Annotated in this window: 14 protein-coding genes, 1 tRNA gene and 1 pseudogene; 13 read left to right on the top strand and 3 right to left on the bottom strand. The window is 51.1% G+C overall.

What is annotated here, in order from left to right:
* Nucleotides 1–13: 13 nt before the first annotated feature.
* A pseudogene (locus tag M975_RS23425) lies at nt 14–100 on the bottom strand (hypothetical protein); the annotation flags it as partial.
* A gap of 440 nt (nt 101–540) precedes the next feature.
* Between M975_RS23425 and rppH the strand changes: the two are divergent.
* The 12 genes from rppH (at nt 541) to recD (ending at nt 19,258) form a co-directional block, all read left to right on the top strand.
* Nucleotides 541–1,071 carry an RNA pyrophosphohydrolase gene (gene rppH / locus M975_RS14800; RefSeq protein WP_064560659.1) on the top strand — a complete coding sequence of 177 codons (531 nt, stop codon included), beginning with the start codon at nt 541–543 and terminating at the stop codon, nt 1,069–1,071.
* Between the two features lie 12 nt (nt 1,072–1,083).
* On the top strand, nt 1,084–3,330 hold the full coding sequence (gene ptsP, locus M975_RS14795; RefSeq protein ID WP_064560656.1) for a phosphoenolpyruvate--protein phosphotransferase: 2,247 nt from the start codon (nt 1,084–1,086) through the stop codon (nt 3,328–3,330).
* A 243-nt stretch (nt 3,331–3,573) separates the two neighbouring features.
* Nucleotides 3,574–4,449, top strand: a complete 876-nt coding sequence (lgt, locus tag M975_RS14790; RefSeq protein WP_064560653.1) for a prolipoprotein diacylglyceryl transferase — start codon at nt 3,574–3,576, stop codon at nt 4,447–4,449.
* A gap of 6 nt (nt 4,450–4,455) precedes the next feature.
* Nucleotides 4,456–5,250 carry a thymidylate synthase gene (gene thyA, locus M975_RS14785; RefSeq protein WP_064560649.1) on the top strand — a complete coding sequence of 265 codons (795 nt, stop codon included), beginning with the start codon at nt 4,456–4,458 and terminating at the stop codon, nt 5,248–5,250.
* A gap of 184 nt (nt 5,251–5,434) precedes the next feature.
* Nucleotides 5,435–5,908, top strand: a complete 474-nt coding sequence (locus tag M975_RS14780) for a prepilin peptidase-dependent protein (RefSeq protein WP_064560647.1) — start codon at nt 5,435–5,437, stop codon at nt 5,906–5,908.
* Nucleotides 5,899–6,459 (top strand): prepilin peptidase-dependent protein, encoded by a 561-nt coding sequence (locus tag M975_RS14775; protein WP_064560643.1) that lies wholly within the window; start codon nt 5,899–5,901, stop codon nt 6,457–6,459. The genes M975_RS14780 and M975_RS14775 overlap by 10 nt, the downstream gene beginning before the upstream one ends.
* Complete coding sequence (locus tag M975_RS14770; RefSeq protein WP_064560641.1) at nt 6,456–6,890, top strand: DUF2509 family protein; 435 nt, start codon at nt 6,456–6,458, stop codon at nt 6,888–6,890. Before M975_RS14775 ends, M975_RS14770 begins: the two co-directional genes overlap by 4 nt.
* On the top strand, nt 6,872–7,213 hold the full coding sequence (locus M975_RS14765; protein ID WP_064560639.1) for a prepilin-type N-terminal cleavage/methylation domain-containing protein: 342 nt from the start codon (nt 6,872–6,874) through the stop codon (nt 7,211–7,213). The genes M975_RS14770 and M975_RS14765 overlap by 19 nt, the downstream gene beginning before the upstream one ends.
* 7 nt (nt 7,214–7,220) lie before the next feature.
* The gene (gene recC, locus M975_RS14760; protein WP_064560637.1) at nt 7,221–10,595 is read left to right on the top strand and encodes an exodeoxyribonuclease V subunit gamma; all 3,375 of its coding nucleotides are present in this window, start codon (nt 7,221–7,223) and stop codon (nt 10,593–10,595) included.
* Between the two features lie 280 nt (nt 10,596–10,875).
* Nucleotides 10,876–13,761: a pitrilysin gene (ptrA, locus tag M975_RS14755; protein WP_064560635.1), complete on the top strand. Its 2,886-nt coding sequence runs from the start codon at nt 10,876–10,878 to the stop codon at nt 13,759–13,761.
* 122 nt (nt 13,762–13,883) lie between these two features.
* On the top strand, nt 13,884–17,426 hold the full coding sequence (recB, locus tag M975_RS14750) for an exodeoxyribonuclease V subunit beta (RefSeq protein ID WP_064560633.1): 3,543 nt from the start codon (nt 13,884–13,886) through the stop codon (nt 17,424–17,426).
* The gene (gene recD / locus M975_RS14745; RefSeq protein WP_064560631.1) at nt 17,423–19,258 is read left to right on the top strand and encodes an exodeoxyribonuclease V subunit alpha; all 1,836 of its coding nucleotides are present in this window, start codon (nt 17,423–17,425) and stop codon (nt 19,256–19,258) included. Before recB ends, recD begins: the two co-directional genes overlap by 4 nt.
* Before the next feature lie 22 nt (nt 19,259–19,280).
* On the opposite strand, the gene argA is transcribed toward recD, so the two are convergent.
* The gene (gene argA, locus M975_RS14740; protein ID WP_064560629.1) at nt 19,281–20,612 is read right to left on the bottom strand and encodes an amino-acid N-acetyltransferase; all 1,332 of its coding nucleotides are present in this window, start codon (nt 20,610–20,612) and stop codon (nt 19,281–19,283) included.
* A gap of 234 nt (nt 20,613–20,846) precedes the next feature.
* Here argA and amiC point away from each other — a divergent pair, with 234 nt between their 5' ends.
* Nucleotides 20,847–22,103: an N-acetylmuramoyl-L-alanine amidase AmiC gene (gene amiC / locus M975_RS14735; protein ID WP_064560626.1), complete on the top strand. Its 1,257-nt coding sequence runs from the start codon at nt 20,847–20,849 to the stop codon at nt 22,101–22,103.
* A gap of 119 nt (nt 22,104–22,222) precedes the next feature.
* On the opposite strand, the gene M975_RS14730 is transcribed toward amiC, so the two are convergent.
* Nucleotides 22,223–22,299: transfer RNA gene (locus M975_RS14730), tRNA-Met, on the bottom strand.
* Between the last annotated feature and the right edge of the window lie 44 nt (nt 22,300–22,343).

The following is a 22,343-nucleotide window of genomic DNA, read 5'->3' as shown; positions in this document are numbered from 1 at the left end:
ACCTTTTACCATTCTGGTCACTGGCAATGAACAGGATCTTACACCGGGTTATCCACAGAAAAATGGGATAAGTGGTAAAAAAGCTCACTACTGGTTCGATTTACAGCCTTGACTGGGGGTGAAACCCATTTTTTCGACAGATTGTGACTAACTTGTTGGCACAATCTGTGGATAAAAACGTCATTGGTTGATCTTTCAGCAGTGGGAGATCTTCATATGTGATGATCATCACACTACTGTGCAATAAGTTATTCATTTTCTCTTTATTGCATTGAATATATTGGTTATTTTATTTCTGAATTTTAACGAGATTCAGGAGTTATCCTAAGTTGTCCCGAGTGTATAAGGTAGTTCTTCACAGTTATATCCACAGAAAAAGTGAATAAACCGCGGGGCACATCTGCACTAATGTTTATAACTCGGTCATATTTTGTGAGTTATTCAAATGTTATTCCTTCTGAGAACCGTTACACAGTGGTTTACCGTCTAGCGCTTGTATGAAACAATCGGCCTAATCTAAGTTTGTTTTGAGGTAGTCCGGTGATCGATGATGATGGCTACCGCCCGAATGTTGGTATTGTAATTTGTAATCGGCAGGGTCAAGTGATGTGGGCCAGGCGTTTTGGTCAACATTCCTGGCAGTTTCCGCAAGGTGGCATCAATCCTGGCGAATCCCCGGAACAGGCAATGTATCGGGAACTTTTCGAGGAAGTGGGTCTACAGCGAAAAGATGTCCGAATACTCGCCTCGACCCGAAACTGGTTACGTTACAAGTTACCGAAACGTTTGGTGCGTTGGGACACAAAGCCGGTTTGTATCGGCCAGAAACAAAAATGGTTTCTCTTGCAATTGATCAGCAGTGACAACGATATCAATATGCAAACCAGCAGCACCCCAGAATTTGATGGCTGGCGCTGGGTGAGTTACTGGTATCCGGTTCGTCAGGTTGTCTCCTTTAAACGCGATGTCTATCGTCGGGTGATGAAAGAGTTTGCAAGCGTCGTAATGCCGCTACAGGAAGTTGCGCCACCACGTAATAACGCGCCTGTATGGCGACGTAAAAGAGGTTAAGTCACGCGAAAAATGCTCACCCGTTTGCGAGAAATAGTCGAGAAGGTTGCCAGCGCTCCGCGCCTCAATGAGGCGCTGGATATTCTGGTTACAGACATCTGCCTTGCGATGGACACCGAGGTATGCTCGGTTTATCTCGCAGATCATGACCGACGCTGCTTTTACCTGATGGCGACGCGTGGCCTTAAAAAGCCGCGCGGGCGCACTATTACACTTGCATTTGATGAAGGCATTGTTGGGCTGGTAGGGCGCCTTGCTGAGCCAATAAACCTTGCAGATGCGCAGAAACACCCCAGCTTTAAATATGTTCCCGCAGTAAAAGAAGAGCGTTTCCGCGCCTTCCTCGGTGTTCCCATCATTCAGCGGCGCCAATTGCTGGGTGTGCTGGTGGTGCAACAACGTGAGCACCGGCAATATGATGAAAGCGAGGAGTCCTTCCTCGTCACTCTCGCTACACAAATGGCCGCCATTCTTTCCCAGTCCCAGCTTACCGCTTTATTTGGTCAATACCGCCAGACGCGTATTCGGGCATTGCCTGCGTCCCCGGGCGTGGCCATTGCTGAAGGCTGGATGGACTCAACGGTGCCATTAATGGAACAGGTGTCTGAGGCCTCGACACTTGATACCACACTTGAGCGCGAGCGCCTTACCGCCGCACTCGAAGAAGCATCCAATGAGTTTCGCCGTTACAGCAAACGCTTTGCGGCCGGGGCCCAGAAAGAAACGGCTGCCATCTTTGACCTCTATTCGCACCTGTTAACCGATGCCCGCCTTCGACGTGAATTATTTGAAGAAGTGGATAAAGGCTCGGTTGCCGAGTGGGCGGTTAAAAAAGTCATCGAAAAATTTGCGGAGCAATTCGCAAGCCTGACAGACGGTTACTTAAAAGAACGAGCCGGTGATCTTCGAACACTTGGTCAACGCCTGTTGTTCCATCTCGATGACACCATTCAGAGCCCGAATACATGGCCTGAACGTTTTGTTTTAGTCGCCGATGAATTATCTGCAACCACGCTTGCCGAGTTGCCGCAAAACCGCCTCGTCGGTGTTGTGGTGCGCGATGGTGCGGCGAACTCCCATGCCGCTATCATGGTGCGTGCGTTGGGTATCCCAACTGTTATGGGGGCGGACATTCAGCCTTCGGTGTTGCACCGCCGTACATTGGTGGTCGATGGCTACCGTGGTGAACTGCTGGTTGACCCTGAAACCGTGCTGTTGCAGGAATACCAGCGGCTCATCACCGAAGAAAACGAACTCACCCGCCTGGTTGAAGACGATGTTGACCAGCCCGCGGCATTGAAAAGCGGCGAACGCGTTCAGGTAATGTTGAATGCGGGTCTTAGCCCGGAACATGAACAACTGCTTGGTAGCCGTATCGATGGTATCGGGCTTTATCGCACCGAAATTCCCTTCATGCTACAAAGCGGCTTCCCATCGGAAGAAGAGCAGGTCGCCCAGTATCAGGGCATGTTGCAGATGTTTAACGAAAAGCCGGTCACGCTACGTACGCTTGATGTCGGTGCCGATAAACAACTGCCGTATATGCCAATCAGTGAAGAAAACCCGTGTCTGGGCTGGCGAGGTATTCGTATCACGCTTGACCAACCTGAGATTTTCCTCGTGCAGGTGCGAGCCATGCTACGTGCTAACGCAGCAACGGGTAACCTGAGCATTCTGCTGCCGATGATCACCAGCATCGACGAGATTGATGAAGCACGCCGCCTGATTGATCGTGCCGGGCGCGAAGTGGAAGAAGTGTTGGGTTATGAGTTACCCAAACCGCGTATTGGCATCATGGTTGAAGTTCCTTCAATGGTCTTCATGATGGGGCACCTTGCCAGCCGCGTTGATTTTATCTCTGTCGGCACCAACGACCTGACGCAATATTTGCTGGCCGTTGATCGCAACAATACTCGTGTGGCGAGCCTGTATGACAGCCTGCATCCGGCAATGATCCGTGCCTTGAGCCATATTGCGAAAGAGGCCGAACGCAATGGTATTGACCTGTGTTTATGCGGTGAAATGGCCGGTGACCCGATGTGTGTAGCGCTGCTTGTGGGCATGGGCTATCGCCATTTGTCGATGAACGGCCGCTCTGTGGCACGCGTCAAATACCTGTTGCGCCACATCAGCCTTGAAGAAGTGCAACTGCTTGCGCAGCGTAGCCTTGAGGCTCAATTGGCAACAGAAGTCCGTCACCAGGTCGCTTCGTTCATGGAACGCCGGGGGATGGGCGGGTTGATTCGCGGCGGGCGCTAATTTTTTTCGTCGCTCTTCTTTCTCATACCTAATTCATGCCGAAATAATTCGAGTTGCAGCCAACACAGCTGCGGCTCGAAGTATGAAGGGCATTACATATCTTTTACAACTTCACCAGCTTAACGGACTTAACCCTTGAGCCCTTTGTGCTATGATCCGCTGCTTTCGGAGCGCATCTGCACAGATGCGTACTTGCAACCCGTCGTCGACTTTCGATGGGGTAACAATGGTTTGTGGTGACAGATGAATAGTGGCTATCTGCATTTCCCTGAATTTGACCCGGTGATTTTTTCCGTCGGGCCAGTCTCATTGCACTGGTACGGAGTGATGTACCTGGTTGGTTTCGTGTTTGCTATGTGGCTTGCGGGTCGTCGCGCGAATAAGCCTGGTAGCGGTTGGACGAAAGACGAAGTCGAAAACCTGCTGTATGCCGGCTTCCTGGGGGTATTCCTCGGCGGGCGCCTTGGTTATGTCTTCTTCTACAACCTGCCATCTTTCCTTGCTGACCCACTGTATCTGTTTAAAGTCTGGGATGGCGGTATGTCCTTCCATGGCGGACTGGTTGGTGTTATCTGCGTGATGATTTGGTTTGCGCGCCGTACTCGCCGCTCATTCTTCCAGGTTGCTGATTTCATTGCACCTCTGATTCCATTTGGCCTGGGCGCAGGTCGCCTGGGTAACTTCATCAATGGCGAATTGTGGGGCCGTGTCGACCCTAACTTCCAGTGGGCAATGCTGTTCCCGGGCTCCCGCAGCGAAGATATTGGCCTGCTGGCGACTCATCCTGAATGGCAGTCGTTGTTTAATGCCTACGGTGTATTACCGCGCCATCCTTCCCAGCTTTACGAAATGGTTCTGGAAGGCATCGTTCTGTTTATCATCCTTAACGTGTTTATCCGTAAACCGCGCCCAATGGGGGCTGTATCTGGCCTGTTCCTGATTGGCTATGGTGTATTCCGTATCATCGTTGAATTCTTCCGCCAGCCGGATGCTCAGTTTACCGGTGAGTGGGTTCAGTACATCAGCATGGGGCAAATCCTCTCGATTCCGATGATTGTCGTGGGTGTGGTAATGATGGTTTGGGCGTATCGTCGTCGCCCGCAGCAACAGCTTTCGTGAGGAAACATGCAACAGTATCTTGATTTGATGAAACATGTGCTGGAAAACGGCACACCAAAAGATGACCGCACTGGCACGGGTACGCTATCGATTTTCGGTCATCAGATGCGCTTCAATTTACAAGATGGTTTCCCGCTGGTTACGACGAAACGCTGCCATCTACGCTCCATTATTCATGAACTGTTATGGTTCCTGAAAGGTGACACTAACGTTGCTTATCTGCATGAAAATAATGTCTCTATCTGGGACGAATGGGCAGATGAAAATGGCGATCTTGGCCCTGTGTATGGTAAGCAGTGGCGCTCTTGGGCAACGCCTGATGGCAGCCATATTGACCAGTTAACGACCGTAATTAACCAGCTTAAAAACGACCCGGACTCGCGCCGTATTATCGTTTCGGCGTGGAATGTGGGTGAGCTGGATAAAATGGCCCTGGCTCCATGCCATGCGTTCTTCCAGTTCTATGTTGCTGACGGCAAGCTTTCCTGCCAGCTCTACCAGCGTTCATGCGACATCTTCCTTGGTCTGCCGTTTAATATCGCCAGCTATGCGTTGCTCGTGCATATGATGGCGCAGCAGTGCGACCTGGAAGTGGGGGACTTTGTCTGGACCGGTGGTGATACCCACTTGTACAGCAACCACCTCGAACAAACTCGTTTGCAGCTAACGCGTGAGCCACGTGCTCTGCCTAAACTGGTTATCAAACGTAAGCCTGAATCGTTGTTCGACTACAATTTCGATGATTTCGAAATCGAAGGCTACGATCCGCACCCAGCGATCAAAGCACCTGTCGCTATCTAACTGCTGACAGCCTGCCATAACCGGTGCCACTTGTGCGCCGGTTTTTTTTGTCTGCATTTCGGCTTTGCGAGCCTCCTTCCAGCGTCACTGCAATCCAAAGCAACTCTAAATCTATCTTTCGAGGCGCCTCGAGAAGCCCGTTTTTGCCTGTAGCCTGGATTTTTGCAACTGGCACACTGCCGGCATGAAAACAAAACAGCGTGGCTTTAGCCTGATTGAAATGATGGTGGTGATGGTCATTGTTGCGATGCTAAGTGCCGGTGGTTTGTTTGGCTGGCAGCAGTGGCAACAGCAGCAAAGATTACGGATAACCACCCAACAGATTCGCAATTTGTTTGAACAACTGCGAAGTGATGCCAATTGGCACAATCGCGACCACCTCATCTCGGTGAAATACACCGGGAAAACATGGTGTCTTTCCAGCAAATTGGTTGAGGAAAACCAATGCCATTCAGATGGACGCTGGCGGTTGTCGCAATATTTTTCTGACGTAGATATTACCGGCATAACGGCAGGGTTAGGATTTTATGGCCTGAAAAATACGGCATGGCCTGGTCATATCACACTGCAAAGCCCTGCGGGGAAATGGCGTGTGGTGCTCTCTGCGCAAGGGCGAATCCGTGTCTGTGAAATGAGTGGGAGTGATAAATGCAGTTAAACCAGCAGGGATTCACCCTATTTGAAACGCTTATCGCCATGGCTATCAGCAGCATTGTACTGCTTGGAGCAGGTCGCTTGTTTCCGATCCTCCAGCGAGCGGTCCTGGAGCAATATCAGAAAGAAACCCTCCAGGAATCCCTCTGGCAACTGGCGTTCAGTTTAGGCAAACAGTTGCAGCGTGCAGGTTATTGCCACGGGAGTTGCCAGGGCGAGGGGCTTATTCTGCGCAATAAGGGCGAATGCATATTGCTGCAATGGGACAGCAATAGTAATGGGCGCTGGGAGCCCGCCAGTCATTCGGAAACGGAACAAGCCGGTTTCCGTCTCAATAATCACCACCTGGAAACGTTACGGGGAGCAACCCAATGTGAGGGGAGCGGCTGGGAGAAGCTCTCAGACCCGGCCACAATGGTTATTCAGACATTTTCCGTCACACGTCTGGATCGCCAGTCAATGCCACCACTGCTGGCTATAGAGTTGTCTGCGACATTTAAAAATGGCCAAAACCCACTGTCTCTGCGCCATACCGTCGTGGGGTATAACTTATGAACAGGCCGCTCGAGCAGGGAAACGCCACCCTCGGGTTTGTACTGCTCCTGTTTGCTTTAGGCACATTGTTGCTAAGCGGATTACAGCAACAGCTCAGTCACCAGCGCCATCTGGTCGCAAGTGAAGTAGGGTTTCTTAAACAGTATGTGCAGGCACTCTCAGCTCAGTCCTGGGGGAGTCAACTACGCTGGAATCCTCAGCAAACCTGGCAGTGCCAGGAACAGCCAAAAGATGGCTGGAAAGTTTGTGTGCTAGCCGTAGAAAAAAATGTAGCGTTGATGGCTGCTTATGGGCGCGTTTCCGGGCAACAAACACCCATGATTCTATGGCAATGGGGAATGATTGAGAACGCTGACTGGATATCAACGCCGCACGGTTGGCTCGACTTCTGCCCATTTTCGGAGGTAGCAAAATGTCAGTTACCGCAATAAAACCATTACAGCGGGGTTTTACCCTGATTGAGGTGCTTTGCGCTATGGCTTTGTTTTCAGTCATTATGCTGGCACTGCTCGGTTACCAGCGTGCCTTACAACAGGGTTTTCAGTCGCAATGGCAGGTCCGCCAGTTGTGGCGATTAGCCTTAGAAATGGGTGAACCGGAAACACCGCTGCCGCCGGATGAATGGAAAGTCAGTCGCCAGCAGACATCGGCATCTGGATGTGTCAGCATCAATGTTACTATTACCAGCCCTGCCGGGCGTTCTGGGCAGTTGTCGCGGTTACATTGTTCACAGAAAGTGAAAAGTCAGGAGTAGCGATTCTATGTTGCGAGTTTACCATTCCAACCGGCTGGATGTGCTGGAAGCAATTATGGAATTTATCGTGGAAAGGCAGCCTCTGGCTGACCCTTTTAAGCCCGAGGTCGTGCTGGTGCAAAGTACCGGTATGGCACAATGGCTACAAATGACATTGGCACAAAAATTTGGCATCGCGGCAAACATCAGTTTCCCGCTTCCGGCGAGTTTCATCTGGGATATGTTTGTGCGTGTATTACCGAACATTCCGGAGCAGAGCGCTTTCAACAAACAAAGCATGAGCTGGAAGTTAATGACGCTCATTCCCTCGATGCTGAAAGAGCCAGAATTTGAATTGCTTAATCAGTACCTTGAAGAAGACGAAAATGGTCGAAAACTCGCCCAGTTAGCGTCAAGAATCGCTGACCTTTATGACCAGTATTTAGTCTATCGCCCAGGCTGGCTCAGCCGTTGGGAAAAAGGTGAACTTGTCGACAATGTGGGCGAAGCCCAATTGTGGCAAGCGCCGTTATGGGCCGCCCTGGTTCGCCATACACAAGAGCTTGGGCAGCCAGAATGGCACCGTGCAAACCTCTACCAGCGTTTCATTGATGCCCTGGAATCGAGCAACGAATGCCCGCCAGGTTTACCCTCTCGCGTCTTTATTTGCGGGATTTCGGCTTTGCCACCCATTTACCTTCAGGCGCTGCAGGCATTAGGTAAACACATTGATGTGCATTTGCTGTTTACCAACCCCTGCCGCTATTACTGGGGTGACATCAAAGACCCGGCATATCTCGCACGTTTAATCAGCCGTCGGCGCCGAAGACACGCTCAGGAAGAGATAACCCTGCCGCTTTTCAAAGACAGTGAGACGGCCTCTGCTTTATTCAATGATGATGGTCAGCAAGACATTGGTAACCCGTTGCTTGCCTCGTGGGGGAAGTTAGGGCGCGATTACACCTTTTTATTGGCTGAGCTACAGCGCTTTGAAGAAATAGACGTATTCGTCGATATCAACCCTGGCAGCGTGCTGCGTAATTTGCAGTTCGACTTACTTGAGCTGCAGAACAATGCTGTCACCGGGTTGACTGAAGAAGAGTTTGAACACAGCCACCAGAAACGAGTTCTTTCACTGGAAGATCATTCGGTCACGTTCCATGAATGCCATAGCCCTCAGCGTGAAGTTGAAGTGCTGCACGATCAGCTATTGGCGATGTTAGATGCCGATCCGGCATTAACACCGCGCGACATCATCGTGATGGTGGCTGATATCGATAGTTACAGCCCGTTTATTCAGGCGGTATTCGGAAATGCTACAGGTGAACGCCGTTTGCCATTTGCGATTTCTGACCGCCGGGCAAGGCAAGCCCACCCTGCGTTACAAGCTTTTATCTCGCTACTTTCACTGCCCGATAGCCGCTTTGCCGCACAGGATGTCCTGGCGTTGCTTGAAGTACCCGCGCTGGCTGCTCGTTTCTCAATTAACGAAGAGGGGCTACGTTATTTACGCCAGTGGGTGAATGAGTCAGGCATTCGCTGGGGAATTGATGACGACAACGTTCGAGAATTGGATCTCCCGGCAACCGGGCAGCATACCTGGCGTTTTGGTTTGACGCGTATGTTGTTGGGTTATGCAATGGATAGTCAGGCTGGTGAGTGGCAGTCAATTCTTCCTTACGATGAATCAAGCGGCCTGATTGCTGAACTGGTTGGGCAACTGGCTGAGCTGTTAATGCAGCTAAATATTTGGCGTCGTGAACTCACCGTAGCCAGACCATTAGCTGAGTGGACGACAGTATGCCGTGACATGCTGGCCAGTTTCTTCTTACCTGATACGGAAACAGAAGGGGCTCTGGCGCTGATTGAGCAACAGTGGCAAGAGATCATTAAATATGGCCTTGAGTCGCGCTATCAGGAAAATATCTCGCTGACTTTATTACGAGATGAGCTGGCACAACGTCTGGATCAGGAACGCATCAGCCAGCGCTTCCTGGCCGGGCCGATAAACTTCTGTACCCTGATGCCAATGCGTTCAATCCCGTTCAAAGTGGTGTGCTTGCTTGGCATGAACGACGGCGTGTATCCACGCACGCTCGCCCCACTGGGTTTTGATTTGATGAGTCAGAAACCACAGCGAGGTGACCGTAGCCGCCGTGATGATGACCGCTACTTATTCCTGGAAGCACTCAACTCCGCACAAATGCGTTTTTACATCAGCTATATCGGGCGTTCTATTCAAGACAACAGCCAGCGCTATCCTTCGGTATTGGTCGATGAACTCCTGGACTACATTGCACAAAGCCACTGTTTGCCGCAAGACACAGAACAAACCTGTGATGAAAGCAGTGAACGGGTGAAAAAACACCTCGTCCAGCGCCACAACCGTACACCGTTTGAGGCCGGGAACTTTGTACCGGGAGCATCAGCACAGAGCTATGCCAATGAATGGCTGCCCGCAGCAAGTGAACAGGGCCAACCCCAGAAGCCGTTTATTCAGCCGTTGCAGGAACAGCCTCAAGAAATTATCACACTTGAGCAATTACAACGTTTCTGGCGTCACCCTGTGCGAGCCTTCTTCCAGATGCGGTTGGGGATCCATTTCCGACTTGAAGAAACCGAACTTCCTGACGCTGAGCCTTTCACTCTGGACAGCCTCGAACGTTTCCAGATGAACCAGGAACTACTTAATACTCTGGTGCAGGAAGATGACACGCAGCAGTTATTCCGTCGTTATCGCGCGGCAGGTACTTTGCCGTATGGGGCTTTTGGTGAAATTTTATGGGAAAACCAGTTAGCAGAAATGGGTGAACTGGCTCAAAAAGTGAGAAGCGAGCGGCAAAATGGCAACAGCCTGGAAGTCTCACTGCAATTAGACGGAACAACTCTGGAAGGTTGGTTGTCGGATGTGCAGGCTGATGGTCTGCTGCGTTGGCGGCCATCAATCCTTAATCCGGCGCATGGTCTGCAACTGTGGATTGAGCATTTAGTCTGGTGTGCAATGGGTGGAAGTGGTGAAAGTCGTTTGTATGGGCGCGATTCTACAGAATGGAAATTCCCGGCACTTGAAGTGGATCAGGCAAAAAACTACCTCCAGCAACTCATTGATGGTTATTGGAAAGGTTTAACAGAGCCACTTTTGTTACTCCCAATAAGTGGGGGAGCATGGATAAAAGCCTGTTACGAACCCGCAAATGATGCCATTTTATGGGATGAGCAAACGCAACAGAAAGCCAAAAACAAGCTATTGGCGGCCTGGGAAGGGAATCAGCGAGTCGACGGTGAAGGGGCGGACATGTGGTTGCAACGGCTGTACCGAACGCTGGATCCAGAATACTACGAGGCGATTATAAGTGAGGCAGAGCACTATTTATTGCCGCTTTTTCGTTTCAATAAAGCCTAAAAGAGCTGTGTAAAAATTGCACAACCCGGCAGGTTCATCTATGATGCGCTACTTGCTCAGGATTGGCGAAAAAAGAAACAACTAAAATAGCAGATTGTTTTTAAAAGTTGTTAATGATGAATAAGTTATACCCTTTAGACTTCGAAATGCAGGTCGGCAGCAAGGGAGCCAATCACCAGTAGCCTACTAAAGTAAGTGACTGGGGTTATGAATGTAGCCAGCACTCCTGCAGCTTGAAAGATAACGGGTATAGGAAGTTTCGTGATTATGAGGTTCATGAATGCCTATATGTAGCACCTGGTTAAAACCGCTTTTCTTGTTAGTCGCTCTTTGGGCACCATTAAGTCAGGCAGACACGGGTTGGAACCCCATCCAGGAAACTATCCATAAAAGTGAGAAAGACAATCGTCAATATCAGGCAATTCGTCTTGATAATGGCATGACAGTTCTGCTGGTTTCTGATCCACAAGCAGTTAAGTCATTGTCTGCATTGGTTGTTCCTGTAGGATCTCTGGAAGATCCCAATGACCACCTTGGCCTTGCTCACTATCTTGAACATATGACGCTGATGGGCTCCAAAAAGTATCCTGAGCCGGATAGCTTGTCAGAATTCCTCAAAAAGCACGGTGGCAGCCATAACGCCAGCACCGCGACTTACCGCACTGCATTTTACCTTGAAGTGGAAAACGATGCGCTCGAAGGCGCAGTTGACCGCCTGTCCGATGCTATTGCCGAGCCAAATCTCGCCCCTGAATATGCCGAACGCGAGCGTAATGCCGTGAATGCCGAGCTAACTTTAGCCCGTGCTCGTGATGGTATGCGTATGGCGCAAGTCAGTGCTGAAACCATCAACCCGGCACATCCAGGCTCGCGTTTTTCCGGTGGTAATCTGGAAACGTTACGCGATAAACCGGGTAGCAAATTGCTGGATGCGCTGGTGGCTTTCCGTGATAAATACTATTCCGCGAACCTGATGAAGGCGGTTATTTACAGCAATAAACCCTTGCCGGAACTGGCAAAAATGGCTGTAGATACCTATGGTCGGGTGCCAAATAAAAATATCGAAAAGCCAGTGATTGATGTGCCGGTTGTGACCGATGCGCAAAAAGGCATTGTCATTCACTACGTGCCGGCATTGCCACGCAAAGTTGTGCGTGTCGAATTCCGAATCGACAATAACAGCGATAAATTCCGCAGCAAAACTGATGAATTAATTGGTTATTTAATTGGTAATCGTAGTAACAACACTCTTTCTGACTGGCTGCAAAAACAGGGCCTTGCAGACAGCATCCGCGCTGATTCTGACCCGTTAGTTAACGGCAACAGCGGTGTGTTTGCTATTTCGGTATCGTTAACCGATAAGGGTCTTGCCCAGCGTGATGAAGTGGTTGCGGCGATTTTCAGTTACTTAAATAAACTGCGAGAGAATGGCGTCGATAAAAGCTATTTCGACGAACTTGCCCATGTTCTTGACCTCGACTTCCGTTATCCGTCCATTACCCGGGATATGGATTACGTTGAATGGTTAGCGGACACCATGCTGCGCGTGCCCGTCGCGCACACGCTTGATGCCGTTAACATTGCCGATCAATATGATCCTGCCGCCATTAAATCCCGACTGGATATGATGACACCGCAAAATGCGCGCGTCTGGTATATCAGCCCGCAAGAGCCACATAACAAAACGGCTTATTTTGTCGAAGCCCCTTATCAGGTCGATAAAATTACACCGCAAGTGTTCGATACCTGGCAGCAAAAAGCAGCAGCTATCAAGCTGGAATTGCCTCAGTTGAACCCGTACATTCCTGACGATTTTACGTTGGTTAAACCTGACAAAACCTATGCTCACCCAGAATTACTGGTGAAAGAACCCGGTCTGCGTGTGTTGTATATGCCAAGCCACTATTTTGCCAGCGAACCGAAAGCTGACGTGACGATGGTGCTGCGTAACCCGCAGGCAATGGATAGCGCCAAAAACCAGGTTTTGTTTGCTCTTAATGACTACCTGGCAGGCATCGCGCTCGATGAGTTAAGTAATCAGGCTTCCATTGGTGGTATTGGTTTCTCGACTAACGCCAATAGCGGTTTGATGGTCAATGCCAACGGCTACACGCAACGTTTGCCGCAGCTTTTTGAAGCGCTGCTAAAAGGTTATTTCTCCTATACGCCGACTCAAGAGCAGTTAGATCAGGCAAAGTCATGGTATGCCCAGATGATGGACTCGGCAGACAAAGGTAAAGCTTACGATCAGGCGATTATGCCGGTGCAAATGGTGTCGCAGGTGCCGTATTTCCAGCGTGAAACGCGTCGTGCACTGCTGCCGGAATTGACCTTAAAAGACGTGCTTGATTACCGTGAAGTGTTAAAAACGAATGCCAAACCTGAGTTTTTAGTCCTGGGGAATATGTCTCCTGATCAGGCAAAGGATCTTGCGCATAACGTACAAACTCAGCTCTCCACCAAAGGTAATGAGTGGTGTCGCAATAAAGACGTGCTTGTTGATAGCAAACATTTGGCTATGTTTGAAAAAGCAGGAAGCAGCACGGACTCAGCACTTGCTGCCGTTTATGTCCCAAAAGGCTTTGATGAAACGGTGAGTACGGCTTATAGCTCAATGTTGGGGCAAATCATTCAGCCGTGGTTCTACAATCAGTTGCGTACTCAGGAGCAACTGGGCTATGCGGTGTTTGCTTTCCCGATGTCGGTCGGCCGCCAGTGGGGAATTGGCTTCTTGTTGCAAAGCAACGATAAGCAACCGGCTTATTTGTATCAACGGTTTAAGGCGTTTTACCCAACGGCTGAAAAGAAACTGCGCGAGATGAGTCCTGAAGACTTCGCTCAAATGCAGCAGGGCATGATCAGCCAAATTATGCAGGCACCGCAAACTTTGTCTCAGGAAGCCTCACAACTGAGCAAAGATTTCGATCGTGGAAACCTGGACTTTGATTCGCGTGATAAAGTAGTCGCCGAAATCAAAAAGCTCACACCGCAAAAACTGGCTGATTTCTTCCATCAGGCCGTGATTGAACCACAAGGCGTGGCTGTTCTGTCGCAAGTCTCTGGTAGCCACAATGGTAAAGCAGATTATGCCGCACCAGATGGCTGGAAAACCTGGAAAGAGGTTAGCGGTCTGCAGCAATCATTGCCGCTAGTGGACGCTAAATGATGACCGCTAACGCACCTGCAACCTGGATATAACGGGCTTATACCTGGTGGATTTCAGGTTGCAGACAGGCGGCAAGAGAACGTAGCCAACCTATCTGCAACTTGAAAGACAAAGGGTAAATAATGACCGGAACCACTCAACCGCTTGACCCCCTAAGTTTACCTCTGACGGGGGAGCGGCTGATTGAAGCCTCTGCCGGTACCGGAAAGACATTTACCATTGCGGCACTCTATTTGCGTTTGCTGCTTGGCCTGGGTGGGAAAAATGCCCATCCTCGTCCACTCTCAGTTGAAGAATTATTGGTCGTAACCTTTACTCAGGCGGCGACTGAAGAACTCCGTGGCCGTATTCGCGCCAATATTCATGAACTGCGTATCGCCTGCGTACGTAACCGCACTGACAATCCCTTGTTCCAAAAACTGCTCACAGAAATCCCTGACCTTCACCAGGCCGCTCAGGTATTGCGCCTTGCTGAACAGCAGATGGATGAAGCTGCTATTTTCACCATCCACGGCTTCTGCCAAAGGATGTTAAGCCTGAATGCTTTTGAATCAGGCATGCTGTTTGAGCAACAACTCATTGAAGATGAATCGCAACTGCGCCGCCATGCTTGCGCAGATTTTTGGCGTCGCCATTGCTACCCGCTGCCTAAACCTGTAGCACAAGTGATGGCAGAGCAGTGGGCTGGGCCAGATGAACTGCTCAGGGATATCAACAGCTGGCTGCAAGGTGAACAGCCCGTTCTGAAACAGCCGCCAGCCGATGATGAAACGCTGATCGCCCGCCATCAAAAGATCATTACCGCCATTGAGGATGTGAAAGCGCAATGGTGCGCCTGCGCGGATGAAATTGCGCAGATCCTCAGTGTAGCGAAGATAGACCGCCGCAGTTACAGCAGTAAAAACTTACCTAACTGGCTGAATATTGTCGGCACTTGGGCGCAATCAGAAACCACAACCTACAAATTGCCTGACCAACTGGAACGCTTCTCTCAGTCGATGCTGGATGAGAAAACCAAAGAGGGGCAGCCGCCACAGCATCCTGTTTTCCGAGCGATTAACGATTTGTTGGGGGAGCCACTGACGCTGCGTGATTTAGTTATCGCCCGGGCAATGGCAGAAATACGTTATACCGTGCAGCAAGAAAAACGTCGTCGCGGTGAGCTGGGGTTCGACGATATGTTGACCCGGCTGGATGAAGCTCTGCATAAGCCGGGTGGCGACGCCCTGGCTGCCGCCATTCGTGGGCGTTTCCCGGCGGCCATGATTGATGAATTTCAGGATACCGATCCTCAGCAATATCGCATCTTCAGGCGGCTGTACATCAACCAGCCGGGCACTGCGCTGTTGCTTATCGGTGACCCGAAACAGGCGATTTATGCGTTCCGCGGGGCGGATATTTTTACCTACATGAAAGCTCGTCATGAGGTAAGTGCCCACTACACGCTGGACACCAACTGGCGCTCATCCCCTGCAATGATAAACAGCGTAAATACTCTGTTTCAGCAACTGAGTAACCCTTTCTTATTCCAGCAAATCCCATTCTTAGCGGTCAAAGCGGCTGAGAAAAACAGTGGACTGCGTTTTACCTTCAAAGGGAAGAACCAGGCGGCAATGTCATTTTGGGCACAGTCGGGTGATGGTTGTGGAGTAAATGATTACCAACAAACCATGGCGATGCAGTGCGCGCAGCAGATTCGTGACTGGCTGACTGCCGGGCAGCGCGGTGAGGCCTTGCTGTGGAAAGGTGAAGAATCGCGACCGGTGCAGTCGTCCGACATTACGATTCTGGTGCGTAGCCGTGGCGAGGCGTCCATTGTGCGCGAAGCCCTGGCCAGCCTGAACATCCCGTCCGTCTATCTTTCAAACCGCGATTCGGTGTTTGCAACACCAGAAGCCCGTGAAATTTTGTGGATACTTCAGGCTGTTCTGGCCCCCGAAATTGAAACCGCGCTGCGTAGTGCGGTTGCGACCAGCATGCTCGGCCTTGATGCGCAAATGATTGAAGCGCTGAATGAAGACGAAAACGCCTGGGACCAGTTGGTTGAAGAGTTTTCTGAATATCGCCAAACCTGGCTGCGCCGGGGCGTCATGCCGATGCTGCGTGCGCTGATTGCTCGTCGGCAGGTGGCCGAAAACCTGCTGGCTACCCCCGGTGGTGAGCGGCGGTTGACCGATATTTTGCACATCAGCGAATTGCTGCAAGCAGAAGCGGCACAGACGGACAGCGAACATGCCCTGGTCCGTTGGCTCGCGCAGCAGGTCGCTGAACCTGATAGCAACGCCTACAGCCAACAATTACGCCTTGAAAGCGACAGGCATTTGGTTCAGGTCGTCACGATCCATAAATCAAAAGGGCTTGAGTACCCGTTGGTTTGGTTGCCATTCATCGCCAACTATCGGGCGCAAAACAGCGGCTTGTACCATGACCGTTCAACATTCTCGCCGTTGCTGGATTTAAGCGACGATGAAGAAAGCCTGAGCCTTGCGGAAGAAGAGCGCCTGGCAGAGGATTTACGTTTGCTGTACGTGGCACTGACTCGTTCAATTTGGCATTGCAGCCTGGGTGTCGCCCCGTTATTTAAAGGGAACCGAGCCAAAAAAGGGGCCAGCGATCTGCATCTGGGCGCGTTGGGGTATCTGCTGCAAAAAGGTGAGGCGAAAGATGCCGCCGGTTTACAGGCCTGTTTGCAGGAACTGGCAAGCGAGTCGATTAGTGTTGAAGAATCTGTGTCTGAAGACTACACCCCGTGGCAGCCAGTGAGTGTCGCACTCCCGGAACTCAGCGCCAGAGTGATGAAAAGACAGGTTGCAGATAACTGGCGGGTGACCAGTTATTCCGGTCTACAGCAGCATGGTAGCAGCCAGGCGCTGGATTTATTGCCTCGCTTAGATGTGGACGCCGCAGGTGTTGTACCAGTACAAAGTGAGCCATCACTAACTCCGCATACCTTCCCACGCGGGGCGGGGCCGGGCACATTTTTGCATAGCTTATTCGAAGGCATTGATTTTACTCAGCCTCTGGACGATGTGTGGATTGCTGAGCAACTGGCAGCACAAGGTTTTGGTGACGAGTGGCTACCCGTGTTAACGCAGTGGTTACAGGCCATTTTGCAGGCTCCGCTCAATGATTCGGGCGTGTCGCTTAACCAGTTAACGCCTCAGGAAAAACAGGTCGAGCTGGAATTTTATCTGCCAATTGAAAGCGATTTGCAGGCTGCGCATCTGGATAAGCTGGTGCGGGAATACGATCCGCTCTCTGCGGGCTGCCCACCGCTGAATTTCAAACAAGTGCGTGGCATGTTGAAAGGGTTTATTGATCTGGTTTTCCGCTGGGAAGGGCGTTATTACCTGCTGGATTACAAGTCTAACTGGTTAGGTGAAGACAGTAGCGCCTATACCCAGCAGGCGATGGCAGCGGCGATGCAATCTCATCGTTATGATCTGCAATATCAATTGTATACGCTAGCTTTGCACCGTTACCTGCGCCACCGCATTCCTGATTACGATTACCAGACTCATTTTGGCGGCGTTATCTATCTGTTCCTGCGTGGCATCGAAAGCAACGGTTCGACACAAGGGATTTTCTCGACGCTGCCAGATGCTCAACTGATTGCGAAAATGGACGCGCTTTTTGCCGCGCAAACGGATGAGGTCATGCCATGAAAATGTCAGTGCTATTACAACAGGCGGTTGAGCAAAAACTGCTGCGGGCACTGGATGCGCAGTTTGCCATGATGATTGCCAGTGACGAACAACCGGCGGTGATGCTGGCGGCGGCTTTAGTCAGCCACGATGCGGGTGAAGGGCATGTGTGTATCCCACTTTCACGCTTATCGACGGAATTTTGTTTTACCGGGCGGCAACCGGATTTTGCGGACGAACTCTTTGCTCAAGCCGACGTTAAAGATGGCTGGCAAAATGTGCTATTGGCCTCACCCGCGGTGAGCGAGCATGATGGTGCCACGCCGCTGAAACTGATTGGCGAGCGTTTGTATCTCAACCGTATGTGGCAAAACGAGCTGGCGGTGGCACGGTTTTTTGGTGAAGAGAACCGGGCTATTCCACTTGATGAAACGCAAATTGCTCATGTTCTCAATCAGCTTTTTGAGCCTATGGCCGAAACTGACTGGCAGAAAGTTGCGGCAGCGGTCGCATTAACCCGGCGTATCTCGGTGATATCTGGCGGGCCAGGCACGGGGAAGACCACTACGGTGGCGAAATTGCTCGCCGCCCTGGTTCAGCTATCTGATGCCAAACCGTTACGCATACAGCTGGCGGCCCCCACAGGCAAAGCGGCTGCACGTTTAACCGAATCTCTGGGGTCGGCATTACGCCGCTTGCCGCTGGATGATGTGCAAAAAGCCTCGTTACCGAGCGATGCTTGCACTTTGCACCGCTTGCTGGGGGCGCAACCGAATAGCCAGCGCCTGCGTTACCACGCGGGGAACCCGTTGCATCTTGATGTGCTGGTGGTTGATGAAGCCTCGATGGTGGACTTGCCGATGATGGCGAAGCTGATTAACGCACTGCCTGCACATGCGCGGGTTATTTTCCTCGGCGACCGTGATCAACTGGCATCGGTTGAAGCGGGGGCGGTACTCGGAGATATTTGCCACTATGTCACGCACGGATATTCGCCAGCCAGAGCCGCCGAACTAAGCCGGCTTACCGGATATTCCCTTGTTGCAGGGGAAGGGAACCAGGCGAGCGTGTTGCGTGACGGGCTTTGCCTGCTGCAAAAAAGCTACCGTTTTGATAGTCAATCAGGCATCGGGCAACTGGCTTTCGCGGTCAACGCCAGCGATGTAAAACGCGCCAAAATGGTATTTGCCAGTGGCTTTGGTGACATCACTAAACAGCCGCTGCGAGAGACAGAAGATTATGCGCTGATGATTGCCGATGCAGTCGAAGGCTATCGAGCATACCTGGAGTTAGTGCGTAATGACGCCGACCCTGCGGCTATTCTCAGTGCTTTCGGTCGCTATCAATTATTGTGCGCGTTACGCGACGGGCCTTTTGGCGTCAGCGGTTTGAATAACCGCATCGAGCTGGGATTGATTCAAAAACGATTGATCGAGCGACCAAACCAGGCGACATCGCGTTGGTATAATGGCAGGCCGATCATGATTTCTCGTAACGACAGTTCTTTGGGGTTATTTAACGGGGACATTGGGATCGCGCTGGATAAAGGCGAGGGGCTGCGAGTCTGGTTCCCGATGCCTGATGGCACCATCAAATCTGTCCAACCAAGCCGCTTACCGGGGCATGACACCGCTTACGCCATGACGGTTCATAAATCGCAGGGTTCGGAGTTTGACCATGCTGCACTGGTGCTGCCAAACCAATACACCGCGGTGGTGACGCGCGAGCTGGTTTATACCGCGATTACGCGCGCGCGTAACAAGTTGTCGCTGTATGCCGATGACCGAGTGTTGGATAAGGCTATTGTGACGAAGACTGAACGGCGTAGCGGGTTGATGGCGAGTTTTAGCTAGCCCAGAAGGGCTAGCTTTTTAATTACGCTAAATCCGCCATCAGCACTTTCGAACGGCGCTGATAGTTGTACATCTCTTTCTTACTCTCTGGCAGCAGCTCGACATCCACCGGCATAAAACCCCGTTCCTGGAACCAGTGAATGCTGCGGGTGGTCAGCACGAACAGTTTGCTCAGCCCCATCTGGCGGGCTTGCGTGGCAATACGTTGCAGCAGCACTTCACCGCGTGATGAACTGCGATAGTCAGGGTGAACCGCAACACAGGCCATTTCACCAATCCCTTCTTCCTGGAATGGATACAGCGCAGCGCAAGCGATGGTCAGGTTATCGCGCTGAATAATGGTGAACTTGTCGATCTCCATTTCCAGTTGCTCACGCGAGCGGCGTACCAGAATCCCTTGCTGCTCCAGCGGGCGAATCAGTTCCAGAATGCCACCGATATCGTTAATGGTGGCGCGGCGAATTTGCTCCGCACTCTCCATCACAATTTGTGTACCGATACCGTCGCGGGAGAAAAGCTCCTGCAACAGTGCGCCATCTTCCTGGTAACTGATTAAATGGCTGCGACGTACACCGCTACGGCAGGCTTTCAAAGCACCCCGTAAGAAACGCACGGTGCCGGAGTGGTAATCACCGGCTTCTTCCAGTTCTTCAATACGGTTTTGCGCATCGTTAGGGAACAGTTCGGAGACAATATTGCCTTCGTCGTCGATAACGCCCTGAGAAGAGCAGAAGCCAATCATTTTTTCGGCTTTCAGTTTGACTGCCAACTGGGTGGCAATCTCTTCTGAAGTGAGGTTGAAACTTTCACCCGTGACCGATACCGCAACCGGGCCCATCAGCACGATTGCGCCGTTATCAAGCTGGCGGTGAATTGCTTCTTCGTCGATACGACGGACGCGCCCGCTGTGGCAGTAATCCACGCCATCATCCACGCCCAATGGCTGCGCGATAATAAAGTTACCGCTGACCACGTTGATATGTGCGCCCTGCAAAGGCGTGTTGCCAAGGCTCATGGACAAACGCGCGGTAATATCCAGCTGCAATAAACCGGCTGCTTGCTTAACAAGCTCCAGCGTTTTTGCATCCGTAACACGCGTATGTTTATGATAGATAGGCTCATGATTATGCGAAGCCAGATTGGCATCAATCTGTGGGCGTGCGCCGTACACCACTACCAGACGAATCCCAAGGCTGTGCAACAGCCCAATATCGTTGACGATACTGGAAAAGTTCTCGTGTTCAATGGCTTCGCCGCCAAGCATAATGACAAACGTTTTTCCCCGATGGGCATTTATATAGGGAACAGTATGGCGAAATCCCTGTACCAGTTCGGTTCTACGTTCCTTCACCACGGCTAGACCTCATTGCATGATTATTCGTAATTTCTGTATTTTTATTCTTTTATTGCCTTCGGTGCAAGCGGCAATTTCCACAAAGCGAAAATTTCTGCATTCAGCCTGCCAGGTGCTTGATTGCGAATGTTTACCCTTTAATGAGTGACAGCCCGGGCCTGTTTCGTTAAAGTTTTCGGCTCAAAAAATAAAATTGATTATTCGATTCCCGGAAATACACCGCTCAGGAGAGCTATGTCAGATTCCAGTCCATTAATAACTCGGCGCCGGTTGCTCCAGGGAGCAGGTGCTATGTGGCTTTTGAGTGTCAGCCAGGTCGGTCTTGCAGCTTCAAGCCTGGTCGTTGCGGTGCGTGTCTGGCCCGCTTCGTCTTACACTCGTGTCACGCTGGAATCGAACAAGGAGCTTAAATATAAGCAGTTCGCATTGAGCAACCCGGATCGCGTCGTTGTCGACATCGAAGGTGTGAATTTAAATTCAGTATTGAAAGGCATTGGTGGCCAGATTCGTGCTGACGATCCCTTCATCAAATCTGCGCGTGTCGGGCAGTTTGACCCGCAAACCGTGCGCATGGTTTTTGAACTCAAACAGAACGTCACACCACATCTGTTTGGACTGGCCCCGGTAGCTGAATTTAAAGAGCGCCTGGTGATGGATTTGTATCCGGCGAATATGAATAGCGAGCAAGATCCGCTGTTGGCATTGCTGGAAGATTACAACAACGGCAAGCTGGATAAAGACAAGCCGCCGTCGCCAGAACAAGGGCCACAGCCGGGTAAAGCTGGGCGTGACCGGCCAATTGTTATCATGCTTGATCCCGGCCACGGTGGGGAAGATCCCGGTGCGATTGGGCCGAACAAAACGCGCGAAAAAGATATCGTGCTGCAGATTGCTCGCCGCCTGAAAGCGCTGATTGATAAAGAAGCAAATATGAAAGCCTACATGACCCGCAATGAGGATGTGTTTATCCCGTTAAAAGTCAGGGTAGCGAAGGCACAGAAGCAGCGTGCCGATCTGTTTGTTTCTATTCATGCCGATGCGTTTACCACGGGGGCTGCTCGCGGATCCTCCGTTTTTGCGCTCTCAACCAAAGGCGCGACCAGTACCGCCGCTAAATTCCTCGCCCAAACGCAGAACGCCGCCGACTTAATCGGTGGCGTCAGTAAGAGCGGCGATCGTTATCTCGACCATACGATGTTCGATATGGTGCAGTCGTTGACTATCAACGATAGCCTTAAGTTCGGCAAAGAAGTGCTGGCCCGGTTAGGGAAGGTGAACAAACTGCATAAAAACAGCGTCGATCAGGCGGGGTTTGCGGTTCTGAAAGCACCGGATATTCCATCCATTCTGGTGGAAACTGCATTTTTGAGTAATGTTGAAGAAGAGCGCAAGTTGCGAACCGCGACTTTCCAGCAGGAAGTGGCCGAGTCTATTCTGGCAGGCATAAAGGCTTATTTTGCGGATAGTGCGCGATTAGCGCGGCTCGGCTAATCCCCGTCATACTTCGAGCCGCAGCTGTGTTGGCTGCGCTCGAATAATTTAGGGGATAGTAGAACTGTGTGAGCGAATTGCAGATACAAAAAAAGCACTCCTGAGAGTGCTTTTAATATTGGTTGCGGGGGCCAGATTTGAACTGACGACCTTCGGGTTATGAGCCCGACGAGCTACCAGGCTGCTCCACCCCGCGTCCGTAAACTTCTTTAGTACCCAAATGACTTTCATCATTGCGCG

The sequence above is a fragment of the Buttiauxella brennerae ATCC 51605 genome (assembly GCF_001654925.1).
In the GTDB taxonomy this organism is placed as follows: domain Bacteria; phylum Pseudomonadota; class Gammaproteobacteria; order Enterobacterales; family Enterobacteriaceae; genus Buttiauxella; species Buttiauxella brennerae.
This window is presented reverse-complemented; position numbering and strand designations above follow the sequence as displayed.

Excerpts from the sequence above, each read along its gene's own strand:
- ptsP (WP_064560656.1), top strand. The coding sequence starts at position 1,084 with ATGCTCACCCGTTTGCGAGAAATAGTCGAGAAGGTTGCCAGCGCTCCG.
- lgt (WP_064560653.1), top strand. The coding sequence starts at position 3,574 with ATGAATAGTGGCTATCTGCATTTCCCTGAATTTGACCCGGTGATTTTT.
- thyA (WP_064560649.1), top strand. The coding sequence starts at position 4,456 with ATGCAACAGTATCTTGATTTGATGAAACATGTGCTGGAAAACGGCACA.
- M975_RS14780 (WP_064560647.1), top strand. The coding sequence starts at position 5,435 with ATGAAAACAAAACAGCGTGGCTTTAGCCTGATTGAAATGATGGTGGTG.
- M975_RS14775 (WP_064560643.1), top strand. The coding sequence starts at position 5,899 with ATGCAGTTAAACCAGCAGGGATTCACCCTATTTGAAACGCTTATCGCC.
- M975_RS14770 (WP_064560641.1), top strand. The coding sequence starts at position 6,456 with ATGAACAGGCCGCTCGAGCAGGGAAACGCCACCCTCGGGTTTGTACTG.
- M975_RS14765 (WP_064560639.1), top strand. The coding sequence starts at position 6,872 with ATGTCAGTTACCGCAATAAAACCATTACAGCGGGGTTTTACCCTGATT.
- recC (WP_064560637.1), top strand. The coding sequence starts at position 7,221 with ATGTTGCGAGTTTACCATTCCAACCGGCTGGATGTGCTGGAAGCAATT.
- ptrA (WP_064560635.1), top strand. The coding sequence starts at position 10,876 with ATGCCTATATGTAGCACCTGGTTAAAACCGCTTTTCTTGTTAGTCGCT.
- recB (WP_064560633.1), top strand. The coding sequence starts at position 13,884 with ATGACCGGAACCACTCAACCGCTTGACCCCCTAAGTTTACCTCTGACG.
- recD (WP_064560631.1), top strand. The coding sequence starts at position 17,423 with ATGAAAATGTCAGTGCTATTACAACAGGCGGTTGAGCAAAAACTGCTG.
- amiC (WP_064560626.1), top strand. The coding sequence starts at position 20,847 with ATGTCAGATTCCAGTCCATTAATAACTCGGCGCCGGTTGCTCCAGGGA.